12 protein-coding genes and 1 pseudogene are annotated in these 12,788 nt (G+C 67.7%); 4 read left to right on the top strand and 9 right to left on the bottom strand.

What is annotated here, in order from left to right; all coding sequences use genetic code 11:
• Positions 1-205 (bottom strand): annotated as a pseudogene (locus tag NFW05_RS10820) (hypothetical protein); the annotation flags it as partial.
• Between the two features lie 141 nt (positions 206-346).
• On the opposite strand from NFW05_RS10820, the gene NFW05_RS10815 reads away from it, so the two are divergent.
• Positions 347-1,762, top strand: a complete 1,416-nt coding sequence (locus NFW05_RS10815) for a DUF2252 domain-containing protein (protein WP_295306266.1) — start codon at positions 347-349, stop codon at positions 1,760-1,762.
• 105 nt (positions 1,763-1,867) lie between these two features.
• Here NFW05_RS10815 and NFW05_RS10810 read toward each other — a convergent pair whose 3' ends face one another.
• The 5 genes from NFW05_RS10810 to fabI all read right to left on the bottom strand — a co-directional run bounded on the left by NFW05_RS10810 (position 1,868) and on the right by fabI (position 7,410).
• Positions 1,868-2,248 (bottom strand): DUF1622 domain-containing protein, encoded by a 381-nt coding sequence (locus NFW05_RS10810; protein ID WP_295306263.1) that lies wholly within the window; start codon positions 2,246-2,248, stop codon positions 1,868-1,870.
• A 102-nt stretch (positions 2,249-2,350) separates the two neighbouring features.
• The gene (locus NFW05_RS10805; protein ID WP_295306261.1) at positions 2,351-3,379 is read right to left on the bottom strand and encodes a hypothetical protein; all 1,029 of its coding nucleotides are present in this window, start codon (positions 3,377-3,379) and stop codon (positions 2,351-2,353) included.
• A gap of 111 nt (positions 3,380-3,490) precedes the next feature.
• The gene (locus NFW05_RS10800) at positions 3,491-4,006 is read right to left on the bottom strand and encodes a thioesterase family protein (protein WP_295306259.1); all 516 of its coding nucleotides are present in this window, start codon (positions 4,004-4,006) and stop codon (positions 3,491-3,493) included.
• A gap of 107 nt (positions 4,007-4,113) precedes the next feature.
• Positions 4,114-6,561: a tetratricopeptide repeat protein gene (locus tag NFW05_RS10795; RefSeq protein WP_295306257.1), complete on the bottom strand. Its 2,448-nt coding sequence runs from the start codon at positions 6,559-6,561 to the stop codon at positions 4,114-4,116.
• 30 nt (positions 6,562-6,591) lie between these two features.
• Positions 6,592-7,410: an enoyl-ACP reductase FabI gene (fabI, locus tag NFW05_RS10790; protein WP_295306288.1), complete on the bottom strand. Its 819-nt coding sequence runs from the start codon at positions 7,408-7,410 to the stop codon at positions 6,592-6,594.
• A 335-nt stretch (positions 7,411-7,745) separates the two neighbouring features.
• Between fabI and NFW05_RS10785 the strand changes: the two genes are divergently transcribed.
• The 3 genes from NFW05_RS10785 (at position 7,746) to NFW05_RS10775 (ending at position 8,675) form a co-directional block, all read left to right on the top strand.
• Positions 7,746-8,036, top strand: coding sequence for a hypothetical protein (locus tag NFW05_RS10785; protein ID WP_295306255.1), 291 nt, complete (start codon positions 7,746-7,748; stop codon positions 8,034-8,036).
• A gap of 127 nt (positions 8,037-8,163) precedes the next feature.
• On the top strand, positions 8,164-8,466 hold the full coding sequence (locus NFW05_RS10780) for a hypothetical protein (protein ID WP_295306253.1): 303 nt from the start codon (positions 8,164-8,166) through the stop codon (positions 8,464-8,466).
• A 29-nt stretch (positions 8,467-8,495) separates the two neighbouring features.
• Positions 8,496-8,675, top strand: coding sequence for a hypothetical protein (locus NFW05_RS10775; protein WP_295306250.1), 180 nt, complete (start codon positions 8,496-8,498; stop codon positions 8,673-8,675).
• Positions 8,676-8,705: 30 nt separating this feature from the next.
• Here the strand turns inward: NFW05_RS10775 and NFW05_RS10770 are convergent, their stop codons facing one another.
• From NFW05_RS10770 to NFW05_RS10760, 3 genes are all read right to left on the bottom strand, one after another.
• A complete protein-coding gene (locus NFW05_RS10770) occupies positions 8,706-9,965 on the bottom strand; it encodes a D-amino acid dehydrogenase (RefSeq protein ID WP_295306247.1) in 1,260 nt (419 codons plus the stop codon).
• Positions 9,966-10,105: 140 nt separating this feature from the next.
• Positions 10,106-11,746: a GDYXXLXY domain-containing protein gene (locus NFW05_RS10765; RefSeq protein WP_295306244.1), complete on the bottom strand. Its 1,641-nt coding sequence runs from the start codon at positions 11,744-11,746 to the stop codon at positions 10,106-10,108.
• Complete coding sequence (locus NFW05_RS10760; RefSeq protein ID WP_295306243.1) at positions 11,743-12,717, bottom strand: DUF2157 domain-containing protein; 975 nt, start codon at positions 12,715-12,717, stop codon at positions 11,743-11,745. Before NFW05_RS10760 ends, NFW05_RS10765 begins: the two co-directional genes overlap by 4 nt.
• Positions 12,718-12,788 lie beyond the last annotated feature (71 nt).

The raw sequence follows: 12,788 nt of genomic DNA, 5'->3' as shown, positions 1-12,788 counted from the left end.
ACCCATCATCATCAAACCGACCGACAGAATTTACAGCAAATTTTGGACTTGACTCCTTCCACGAGCTGGCCAGGGCCTCGACGTAATCGAGCCGATCCCGGTTGATCGATCCTGCTCCGATCGTCGCACAGCCGGAAAACAGCCCGGGCATCACCAGGAGCAGCGACAGGCGAAGCAGCCCGAGCAGACGACGTACGTTGAGCATTCCTTTTCCCCGAAGAGGTTTCCCAGCTGAGCCCGTCGTCGCCAAGGCGCAGCGAACGACGGAACGCGCCGAGCGCGCATGCAGGATCTATAATATTAGCGTCGCATCGTTGCGGCAATCGCGGGCAACAAAAGGAGGGATATGGCCAGGACCCGAAATGATGGTCTCGGAAAGACCGCCGCCGAAGAGCAGCAGGCAGCCGTTCTTTCGCCGGACGAACGCCGGGCGCAGGGCAAGGTCCTGCGCGAAGAAGTGCCGCGAGAGAAGCACGGCGGCTGGAAAGCGCCGAAGGGGAGGCGCGATCCGGTCGAGTTGCTCGTCGAGTCGAACCAGGGACGCTTGCCCGAACTCGTGCCGATCCGCTTCGGGCGGATGCTCCAGTCGCCCTTTGCCTTCTACCGTGGTTCGGCGGCGATCATGGCCGCCGACCTGGCCTCGACACCCGTCTCCGGCCTCCGCGTGCAGGCCTGCGGCGACGCCCACCTGATGAACTTCGGCGGCTTTGCGACGCCTGAGCGGCAGGTCATCTTCGACGTCAACGACCTCGACGAAACCTTGCCGGCACCGTGGGAGTGGGACCTCAAGCGCCTGGCTGCGAGCATCGTCATCGCCGCGCATCACCTGGAGCTCGGCGAGAACCAGGCGGCGCGGGCAGCGACGGCGACGGCCCGCGCGTACCGCGAGCGAATGGCCGACTATTCGTCGATGCGAGCACTCGACGTCTGGTACGACGCGATCACCGTCGACCGCGTCCTCGCCGGGGCGCCGAGCGCCGAGGTCCGGAAGCGCATCGTCAGGCGCGTGCAGAAGGCCCGCCAGCAGAGCGCCGCCGATTACATCTTCCCGAAACTCGCCGAACACCGCGGCGCCCTGCCCCGGATCAAGGACGACCCGCCGCTGATCTTCCACCCGACGGCCGAGCAGACGCCCGCAATGAGGACGAACTACGGCGAAGCGCTGGCCGATTACCGTTCGTCGCTGCCCGAGCACGTCCGGACCCTGCTCGACCGGTTCCAGTTCTGTGACCTCGCCGTCAAGGTCGTCGGCGTCGGCAGCGTCGGTACAGTCTGCGCGGTCATGCTGATGATGGCTGCCGACAACGACCCGCTGTTCCTGCAGGTCAAGGAAGCCCGAGCCTCGGTACTCGAACCCTACGCGGGAGAGAGCCTGCACGCCAACCATGGGCAACGAGTCGTCACCGGGCAACGGCTGATGCAGGCGGCCACCGACATCTTCCTGGGCTGGGGGCACGGAGAAGCGGGCAAGCATTATTACGTCCGCCAGCTCCGCGACGTCAAGATCAGCGCACTCATCGAGGGCTGGGACGTCGAGCTGCTCATCACCTACGGACAGCTCTGCGCCTGGGCGCTGGCCCGAGCGCACGCGCGCTCGGGTGATCCCGCTCTGCTTGCCGGCTACATGGGTTCGAGCGCCGCCTTCGACGACGCGATCGGCGAATTCGCCGTCGAGTACGGCGATCAGAACCAGCGCGACTACCGCGCCTTCGTCAAGGCCGTCCGCGAAGGGCGAATCGAAGCGATCGTCGAAACCATCTGAGACCGGATCAGGCCGGAACCCGCCGCGGACTCAGCCGCCGCGACCGATGCTCGCGCCCGGTGACCGGGCTGCTCCGCGCCGCAGTCCAAAGCGGGCGCTCGCCGATCACACCTCGCCGCGGCTCGACCGGCCAGTCGATGAGCCAACCGTGGCACTGCGGCTCCACGGCCACTGGCCCTCGAGTTCGACCTGCAGCGCCGTGCTCAGGAAGGTGCGGATGACGACGATCAGGCCGAGCACGACCACTCCCTCGAGCGTCGGCGTCACCGCCACCGTGCGGATGATGTCCGCGGCGACGAGGAATTCGAGCGCAAGCAGGATCGCCCGCCCGATGTCCTGCCGGATCTGCCGGTAGGCATCGCGGCCGTCGCGGCGAAACGCCAGGCAGCGGACGACAGCGGCCAGCATGCCGCCGACCATCACCAGAATCCCGACGGCGTCGAGCACGACGCCGATCATCTCGGCGATCTCGCTGAAACTTGTCATGGCGACCTCCTCCTGTTCACCGTCCGTTCAGCCGCCCGCACGAGGCAGGCGAGCGCCACCCGAGCGTTCCCCGATGCCCTGCCCCGCTGCAGCCCTGGGTAGTCAGAGGTAGCGCGTCGCTGCAGCGAAGTCGATTCCCTGCGCGGCCGGCAGTTCCGTTCGCGCCACCCGCGCGACGACGAAAGCCCGGCGCATCGGTGGCGAACCGCTCAGCTCGGCGACCGCGAAGTCGATGTCGGCAGCCGCCTCGCTGCTCGCCTCGGGAACGACCACGTTCATCGCGTTGAGCCGCATGTGATTCGGCTCGATGCGCAGGTAGCGCTGCGGCTCGGAGAGCACCGTCGTCAGACAGTCGAGCTCCGCTTCGAGAGCCGACTCGCTGGCCCCCAGCGCTTCGAGCTGGCGCTCGTTGTCGAGCAATTCGGCCTCGAGCCGGGCCTGCTCGCCGCGCGCCGCCGGAGCCAACCCGAACAAAGATCCAAGGCCCGGTCCGTGTTGCTCGAGCAACCTGAGACGAGCCCGGATCAGCGAGCGACTCGCCTGAAGCTCCTGCCGTTCGACGCGCTCGGCGCCGATCTCGGCCAGCGCATGCGCCATCAGGTACTCGAAGATCTGGACGCCGACGACACGGCGCAGCCGCATTTCGTCACCAGCGCACAGTCTCGCCTGGTGATCCGAGAAACTGACGCTGACCTGCGCGACATCGCGCTGCACGATGTTCCCCTGCAAGGCCATTCCGAAGACCTTCTGCTCGCTGACGGCCATTCCGAGGATCAGGTGAGCATGGTCGAGTTCAGGGAACTTGTCGAAGAGCGTGCGCAGATTGTCCGACCGACCCAGAACGGCCGGGACGTCGGTCGAAGCGACAAAGAACGCCCGCCAGACGGGATCGGAAGACCAGTCGGCTGCCGAGAGCGGACGGGCCGCCGGAAAGGCATGCGCCTGCTCGCGCAGGAAGTCGACCGTCTTCGCAACGGCTGGAGTGAGGCGCTTCTCGCAGTCGGGCAGGAGGCGCAGCTTCGGATTGGTCAGCGCAACCGCCTTCTCCACCCCCCAGACAACCGCCTCGTCAGCCGCCCGGTCAGGATCGAAACGACCCAGGCGGTTCCTGAACCAGTCGACTATGCCCATCGTCTCCTCCTCGAAAAAAACACCCGGGGCCTCCGGGAATTCAGGTCCGACGTGTCCGGCAGCGCCGTACCGGTCCCATTGCCAGACCACCCCCCCCGCGCATCGGAAAGGTCAGCCGTGGTCGCGCAGACGCCATTCAGCCGAGCGCGACTTCGCCGCCGGAATGCCGACCACCTTCCCGGCGCGCCCCGGCCAGGGTAGCCGCAGGTGGTCGCGTATCGCCGCACCGATTCGCCGCTCGACGTCGTCGGGAAACGCAACGGCCTTGCGCGCGGCCATCGCGATGTGCAGCGAGAGCTGCTCGCTGGTCGCCGCGAGATAGTTCTGCGTCGCATGATACATCTCGCCGAAACTGTGCAGCCGCTTGTCGTCCCAGTCGAGGAGCCGGTATTCGACGCGCAGCGGATCGCCCTCGGCGAGTTCGCTGATGAAATGAACGTGCGTCTCGACCGTGAACAGCGAACACTGTCGCTCCCGCACGTACGCCGTCCCGATCCCCAGGCCGTCGAGCACGTGATCGAGCGCCTGATCGAAGACCAGGCCGTAGTAGGCCACGTTCATGTGGCCGTTGTAGTCGATCCACTCGCGTTCGACGACTCGTCGAGGACAGATGATCGGTGCGGGCATGGAAGCATCGAGGTTGCCGGATGCGCTCTTGTACCTGCTCGGCCGGCACCCGTCAACACGGTCGCGCCAGGAATCCCGGTCCGCTGGTGAGGACTTCTCCACCCCCATCACCCCGGAAGCTCGCCGGAAGCGTGGCCACGACGCGCGGCGAGTTCTCTGGCGATGACCTGCTCGAAGGAGCGCACGACCGCGAGATCGTCATCGACCGATGGCGCGGCGGCAAGAATCGCCGCTCTGAGTTCGGCCTTCTGCTGCGCATCCCGGCAGATTCCGGCCAAGCGTGCGGCAATCGCCACGTACTGTTCACGATTCCTGGCGATCGTCGCGCCCAACCCGGCCCTCCTGAGCAGCCCCGCGGCGAGTCGCTGGCGTACGTAGCGACCTTCGAGCGTGACGATCGGCAGCCCGCGATGGAGCGCCAGCCACGCCGTCGTGTATCCGGAAAAAGCCGGGTTGTCGAGATAGACGTCGCAGAGATCGAGCAGCGACAGAAATCCTCCCGACGACAGCCAGGGCAAGACCAGCAGGTGCCGCTCCGGAGCCAGCCCGCAGCTCGCGAATGCCGCCGCGAAGCGGGCCTCGATGACCTCAGTCGCCCACGGGCACACGGGATCGCGGAGGACGATGAACACCGCGTCGGGGATGGCCGCGGCGATTCGCGTGAAGAGTTCGTCGTCGCCCGGGTCGAACTTGATTGCCCGCTGGGCGATCACGAAGCGGACACCCGGGTATGCCTGCAGGGTCCTTGCGATGTCGGGAATCGGCTCGGCGCTTCCCGGAGACGAAGACGTACAGCAGCCGGTTCCCGGGAGGCGGATCAGCCGCTCGCGATAATGGGCATCGGCATCCGGTGGCTCGAGCAGTTCCCCCGAGAAGAACAGGTCGATCGTCGCTAGTCCAGTGCTGATCGGATGCCCCCAGCCGGCCACTTGCAGCGGTGCGAGGCGATGGGCGGCGAGGAACCAGATCAGCGACGACATGCCGATCTCGGGGTAGAAGATGACGTCAGGGCGGTCTTGGGCAGCCGCCGCCAGCCACCCCGCGGAGTCACCGATCGAATGGCGATCGCGCCAGCCGTCCGCCCGCGAGCGGGCGAGGTCGGTTTCCTCGTCCTCGGTGTTTCCGAGATGATAGATTAAGACCTCGAAACGGGTCCGGTCGAGGTGGAGCAGAAAGCCCTTGAGGACGATACTCCACACCGGGTGACGGCACACGTGACTGGACACGATGAGCAGGCGAATCCGCTGGCGATCCGGCTGACGCGCGAGCCGAGCGGACTTCAGGCAGCCGCCGACGAGGTCGGCGTAACATGAGAGCAGCGCGACATGGTTTCCGTCTCGATAGGCGAGGAAAAACGGCTGCTGCGCCCCGGCGAGATCCGCGGCCGCCACCTCGCGGTCAGCGCGCGAATCCAGCCAGGCGGAGAGCTCGTCGAGCGCAGCCGCAAAGCGCTCAGGCACCTTCGCCGACTCTTCCGCTGTGCGCGCGACGACGGGGATCGTCGACACGGCCAGCGCCAGCCGCGCGCTGACCCGCTCCGGGTCAGCGTCGAGCACCTGCCGGTAGCAGCTCCGCGCTTCTGCGGCTCGCCCGAGTTCGACGAGCACGCTGCCGAGTCGTTCGAGGATCGCCGGATCCGCAGGGCCGAGCTGCAGCGCGCCACGAAAGCAGGTCTCGGCTTCGGCGAAGCGGTTCTGCTCGACGAGGAGCTTGCCGAGATTCGCCAGCGCGTTGCGCTGGCGGGGATCGATCGCCAGGCATTGCCGATAACACTCCTCGGCCCTGGCGAGACTGCCGAGTTCCTGCAGGGCGTTGCCCAGACCCTCGAGCGCCGGAATCCACGAAGGCTCTTCATGCAGCGCGGCGAGGAAACAGTCCCTGGCCTCGGACAGCCGGCCGGTACGCATCAGCACATTGCCGAGACCATACTGAGCAACGCGATGCCGCGGAGCAAGCGCGAGCGCCTCGCGGCACGAACGCTCGGCGTCCGGCCACCTGCCGATTTCTCCCTGGGCGAGCGCAAGCGAAATGATCGCGTCGGCCGATTGCGGAGCACCCATGACCGCACGGGCGAGGTAGGGCTCGGCCTCGGCGAACCTGCCCTGCGTCCGCAACAGGTCGCCGTAATGGAAGAGTGCCGCCGGATTCGCCGGATCGATCGCCAGCGCGGCAGCAAAGCTGTCGAGCGCGTCAGCCATCCGACCGCGTCCGGCGAGCGCCTGTCCCAGGCTGATCCGCGCGGCTGCGCTGGCTGGTGCCAGCCTGGCCGCCTTGTCGAGCGCCGCGACGCCGTCTTCTCCGCGAGCCTCCTGGGCCGCCCCGAGCATGCCCCAGAGGAAAGCCGAGTCGGGCGCACGGACGATCAGCGCCTGCAGCAGCGGCACCAGTTCGGCGAAGCGGCCCTGCCTGAAAAGCGACTCGAGCTGCGCCGCCGTCGCCTGTGGCGGCCGCTCTCCCGCCTGGCCATTTGCGGCGTCGCCCGCCAGACAGCAGTGCTTGTACTTTCTTCCGCTGCCACAGGGGCACGGATCGTTCCGGCCAGGTTTCAAGCCCACGGATCCCTTCCAGCCGAATGGCCGAGCGTACTAGCCCATGATGTTGTAACCGCCGTCCATGTACAGGATCTCGCCGGTGACGATCGACGCGAAGTCGCAGGCCAGCGCCGCCGTCGCCAGCCCAACCTGCTCCGCGGTGACCAGCTGGCCAGTCGGCGCCTTCTCCCTGGTCTTGGCCAGCAGTTCGTCGAAGCGGTCGATACCCGAAGCCGCACGGGTCATTAGCGGTCCCGGCGAAACGATGTTCACGCGGATGCCTTTCGGACCGAGCTCGGCGGCCAGGTAACGCGCGGCCGACTCGAGCGCGGCCTTCGCCGGACCCATGATCCCGTAGTGCGGGATGACCTTCTCGCCGCCAAAGTAGCTCATCGTGAAGATGCTCCCCCCTTCCTTCTCCATCAGCGGCTCGGCGAGGCGGGCGACGCGCATCAGCGAGTGCACCGAAATGTCCATGGCCATCAGGAAGCCGTCGCGCGAGCAGTCGACGACGCGGCCATGCAGGTCCTCGCGGGGTGCGAAGGCGATCGAGTGCAGGACGACGTGCAGCTTGCCCCACTCGCGTCCGATCGCCTCGAAAACCGCCTCGAGCTGGCCCTCCTCGCGAACGTCGCACGGCAGATAGAGGGCATCTTCGACGCCCAGCGCCTCGGCGAGCTGGCCAGTGTAGCGCTTGGTCTTCTCGTTGAGATAGGTGATCGACAGGTCGGCGCCGAAGGCGCGAAACGCGCGCGCGCAACCGTAGGCGATCGAGTCCTTGTTGGCGATGCCGATGACCAGCGCCTTCCGGCGGTCGAGCGGCCGCTCAGGAACGCCAATCGGCACGAGCACCGGGTCGGCAGGATCGATCATCGGGTCAGCCATCTGAATTCTCCTCTCTGTACTGGGGATCCGCGCCCCGCCACCGGCCATCGAGGCGGGGCCAAGAAAATCTGGCGCCTGCCGGCGTTCGTTGCTCGAGCATCCGAAGGCTCATCGGCGAACGTCTTCAGCCCGTCGATCAGTATGGCGAGGCGGCGAGGCGCGGTCAAGGAACGTCGCCGCAGCCCCTCGCCCGCTTCTTCCTCCCCCGCCAACGGCGATCGTCGGGGGCGCAACCTTCGCGACCAGAGCGTCGAACGGATCTTCCTGACCAGTTACGGCGATCCGCAGCCTGTTGTACATCGGTCTCGCCGCACCCGGAGTCGATGAGCGTGCTTGCGAAGTGCTACGCCGGATTCGCGCCAGGCAGGAGCAGGCGCTTAGCCTCCCCGAGTTCCAGGCGCTGGTCCGCGAGCAGATTTTTCTCGCTGCTCCTCGACCAGAAGGGGGCGCTCGCGGCGATCCCGAAGATCGTCGGCAACGACGCTTCGATCGCCGGCGAGATCGTCAAGACGATCCGCAGCGTCGTAAGCGCCGTCGACAAGCCCGAAGGCGTCCGCGCCGAACGGCTCGCCGAGATCGAGCGGCTCCTGCTCGGCGAATCCCCGAGGAGCTGATCGTCCCTCCTCCATCGCCGCTCGTTCGCCGCTGCACAGCGCCAGCGGCGATGATCGACCACGCGGCAACGTCGCGGCAAGGACTGCCGGCCGACTGGGCGGGAGCCCTGACCAGCGGCCCCCGACGATGGCCAACCTCGTCGACCTCGCCGCGGCGCGCCAGTGGGTCGGCCGCCTCGGCTTCGACGCGGCCGACGAAGGCCTGTCCGGCCATCCGCCGACCACCGTCCTCTCGGGCACCGGGGTTCCCCTCGGCGCGCTGACGCGTCTCGGCACACTCGCCGACCTGCTCGACGTTCACCCCAGCGGTACCTGGCCGCCGGTCGACGGCGCGTTCCGGCTGTTCGCCACGCTCTCACAAGAGCTCGCCCACCTGTGCCACGGAATCGAGCAGCCGACACGGTCGCCGCCGACCAGCACAGGTGGCTGAACGTCCCTTACGACTGCGACTTCGCTTTCTTGCCCGATGTCACGGCGCTCCGGGAAGCGTTCTTCGCTGGCGGCGCCGACGTCACCGGCAGGGCCTTCAACGGACGCGCCGCGATCCCTGTCGCTTGCGACAACTGGCAAACCAGCGAAGAGGATGTCCCGATCCACGAGCAGGCCATCGCCAGCGTCGCGGAATCGCTTGGCGGCTGAACGCAATGGCCGCGGTGCGCGCGGGACGATCTAGACCAGCGTCAGGCCGTCGAGCGGCACGGGGGCCTCGCGTCCGGCAAGCATCGCCGCGAGCACCCGGGCCGAACCGGTGGCCAGCGTGAACCCGAGCGCGCCATGTCCGACGTTCAGCCAGATCCCCGGAACTCCGGAAGGACCGAGAATCGGCGCCCCGTGCGGCGTCGCCGGACGCAGGCCGGCCCAGGACACCGCCCGGCCGTAATCAGCCGCTTCGGGGAGTGTCGCACGGACGACGCGCAGCAGTGATGCGACACGCCGTGGATCGACACGCGGGTCGGCTCCGACGAGGTCGGCGAGCGCGGCAATTCGCAGGTCTTCGCCGATCCGGGCGTAGAGCACCTTTCTCTCGAAATCGGTGACACTGACCTCAGGCGCGCGATGCGCTCGACCGATCGGCGCGGTCAGGCTGTAGCCCTTGACCGGGTAGATCGGCAGCCGAACGCCGATGTTCCGAGCCAGAGACGAACTGTGCAGGCCGGCGGCGACGACGAACTCGTCGGCCGGGATCTCGTCGTCCCCAGCCCTGACCGCGACTGCGCGACCCTGGTCGCGGACGAAACCCGCAACGCGCGTCCGGAGGAGCACGCGAAAGTCGCGACTTTGGGACAGTTGCTCGAGCAGGCGCAGACAGAACAGGCGGCAATCAGCAACCGCCTCGCCACCAGTGAAGATACCACCGGCAATGAGGCACTGCGCACCGTCGAGCGCCGGCTCGCGCGCCACGCACCCGTCAGCGTCGAGGATGCTGAATTCGCCCATCGCGTTCGGCGGTTCATTCGTCGGCATGGCGCGGACCGCCCGGGCAAGTTCGCGCGCCTGGCGGAAAATCACCAGCTTGCCGGGCGTACGCAATGCAATGCTCTCCGGCCTCACCTGCTTGGCGAGTTGCCCGAAAGCCGCCCGACTCAGTTCGCCGAGCCTCAGCAGGCGAAGCGTCGTCCGGCGATTCGCCGACCGGCTGCAATTGGCCAGAAAACGCACAAGCCACGACCACTGACGAATCGAGGGCTCCAGACGCAGCTGCTGCGGACTGTCGCGTTCGAACATCCAGCGCAGGGCCTTGAGCGCAACGCCTGCGTCGGCGATCGGCGACACATAACGGTAGCTGAGTTGCCCGCCGTTCGCTTGGCTCGCGCCAGTGGCGACCGAGTCGGCTGCTTCGACGAGCAGGACCTCGAAACCGGCCACGAGTAGTTCCCAAGCTGTGGTCAGTCCGATCACCCCACCACCGATCACGAGCACTCGCTTCATCCGATCCCGATCAACTGGCAAGCCTGCTGCCCGGTCATCGGTCGCCGGTTGTCGCATGACCAGCGCCTCGCCCTGTCCCGAAGACAGCCGGGAGGTGCCAGGCAAATGCAAAAGTCAAGACCTGACCCCAAGCTCCAAGCTCACGGACGCAGAGGTTCGAGATTGGCGTCGGCGAGTCCGACGAGGAGCGCCTGGCCATCGGGGGCCACGCGAAACTCGCCGAAGCGGGCGGCAGCCCAGCGCTTCGCGTCGCCCTCCCTGAAGAACCACGCATCGCTGACCAGGATCCAGCGCCCGTCTTTCGGTGTCAGTTCGACGATCATCTCGTCCGCAGCCAGCGCTTCGTTCGCGCGATAGAGGCGCAGCAGGGTCAGGACGCCGCCCGGACCGCGCCGCCCGACGACCCGCGGCCGATCGCTCGTCAGGAGCGACTGGGCTTCGCTGATGACTTCTCCGGGTATCCGGAAGTTCAGGCGCATGTAGTCGCCCTGCATCAGCGAGCGCGGGTCGACCGGCGCCAGTTCGACGAAGATGGGCTGACCCGTGGCGATCAGCGTCTCCTTCTGCCAGATGCCGGCGTTGACCACGGCCAGAGTGAGCGCCGCGACAACCACAAAGACCCAGGATTCGCGGGAGCGAGCCAGGCGTGCCGGAGATCCGGCTGAGGATCTCTCGCCACGCCGGTGCGTCAGCCACGCCAGGCCGCCGAGCAGCGCGCCGCACGCGGTCAGCACCACAGCCTTGGTCGCCAGAGGCCAGTGCAGCTGATAGTAGAAGCTGCCGACGATCCAGACGACGGCGAAGCCGGCCGCATCGGCCAGGCGATAGCGCTGCGTCGTGGCGCTGACTGCGAGGGCAAGCAACGCCCCGCCGAGCTGCGGAATGAACCAGCCGAGGACGACGAGCACGACGGCGACCGGCGCGTTCGCCGCGCGTCGCAACCCCACCCATCGATAAGCACAGACGCCGGTGGCCAATGCCGCGAGCAGCGCAGACCCCGCCTGCATGGCAATCGACTGCCAGCTGGCCCCCTGACGCTGACCCAGTTCACGCACGATGTCACCGGTCGCGCCGGCGCCCAACATGCTGCCGACGAGAAAGCTCATTCCGGAGAGCACGGCGAGACAGGCAATCGCGCCGAGCAACCAGCCCGCGGCGAGCGACTCGACGGCGGACGCCGCATGGGCCCGCGAGCCGTCGCCAGGAGCCGCGCGCTGCAGCCACAGGGTCCCCAGCCAGATGGCCAGCACCGTGTGCACCGCCAGCCACGGGCCGGCGGGAGAACGGGTCCACAGGAACCCGCTGGCCGGAGTCAGCGACACGGTGGTCAGTCCGGCGGCCGCGAAACCGACCAGGTTGCGCAGCCACGCTCGTGGAATGCCGAAGCCGACGGCCAGCGCCAGCCCGGCGAGGGCCGCACAGCCGGCACGTTCGTGCAGATCCCGGAAGATCCCGAAGCCGATCGTCCCGGCACCGACCAGCAGCACGGGGACGACCAGTTGTTCGACAAATGGCGGCACTTCCCGTGCGCGCAGGACGATCACCGCAGCGCTGAGCAGCAACGAGCCGACGACGTAGGGTCCGGCTCCGCGGGTCAGGAAGTCGCCGAAAAAGATGCCGACTGCGACGAGCAAAGGCAGCGCCGCCAGCCAGGCACCGATGGCGATCAGCACGACGACCGGCCAGGGCCGACCTTCGATCGGCCGGCGCCTGGCGTCCGCCGGCAGCAGGCCCTCGGCGACGGCTGCGTCCAGCAGCCGATCGAAGCGCTCGGTCATCATGCCGTCCCGGTCCCGGCGTATCGTTTCGACAGGTGCAGGATCGCGCTCACCGATGCAGCCAGAAGGCACGCGGCCGCAGCGCCAATGATCAGCAGGACACCGACCTCGCCATGGACGTTCCGAAGAAGGCGGTGACCCAGACCGGCGATCAGCAGCACGTCGATTCCGAGGGCCAGCGTGCTCAGGGCAAAGACATCGAAGCTTCGACGCCGGGCGAAGCAGGCCGCCGCTGCCGACAGGACGAGCAGTCCCAGCGGGTACTGCACGGCGACCCGGTCGCCGGACAGCAGGCCGCCCAGTGCGTTCAGGGTGATCATCGTCGTAGCCAGCGCGACCGCGCCGTGCATCGACGGCCGACCGGCACCGGTCAGTTTCCGAGCGGCCGGCGACAGCAGGACGGTGACCCCGACCGCGGCCCCCCAGGCCAGCGTGTGGGCCAACAGATCGTCAGGCAGAACACGCCAGCGATGGCCGGTGTGGGCGTGTGCCCATAGCGCGATCGCCGTCATCGTCACCAGCGTCCAGGGCAGCCAGAGCACATCGCTGCGCGCAGCAAGACACAGTGGCAGGGCCAGCGCCGCCCAGAACGCAAACAGTGGCCACGGATCGGCCCCCGTCTGGTACGTCTGACCGAAGAACGCCAGCAGTCCGCCGATGCCGAGAAGCGCGAGCAGGGCCAGCGGCAGGCGCGCAGCGAGGCTCCAGAAAGCGCCTGCGCACATCGTGACGACGAATGCCTGGAGCAACGCGAACCGCCCCAAACGACCGAGCGACTCCCAGTTCGCCGCGACCCAGAGGAGAACTCCGAAACCGCCCAGGGCCGCAGCGAGCACCGCGACGGCCCGTGCGACCCGTGTCGGCAGACCGGGAGGTTCGTCTCCGAGCCCGGCCAGTTCCTGCAGTCGCCGCGTCGCGGCGGCATCGAGCCGGTAGGTGGCGACCAGTTCGTAGATCTTCAGACGCAGATTCATCGATGGGCGTTGTCGCCGCGCATCGCGGCCATGGCTTCCCGGTGCTACGCGGCGCGGCTCGCTCTTCTTCC

The sequence above is a fragment of the Accumulibacter sp. genome, from assembly GCF_023806625.1.
GTDB lineage: Bacteria > Pseudomonadota > Gammaproteobacteria > Burkholderiales > Rhodocyclaceae > Accumulibacter.
The sequence above is the reverse complement of the archived record's forward strand: the minus strand, read 5'-3'. Positions and strand labels throughout refer to the sequence as shown.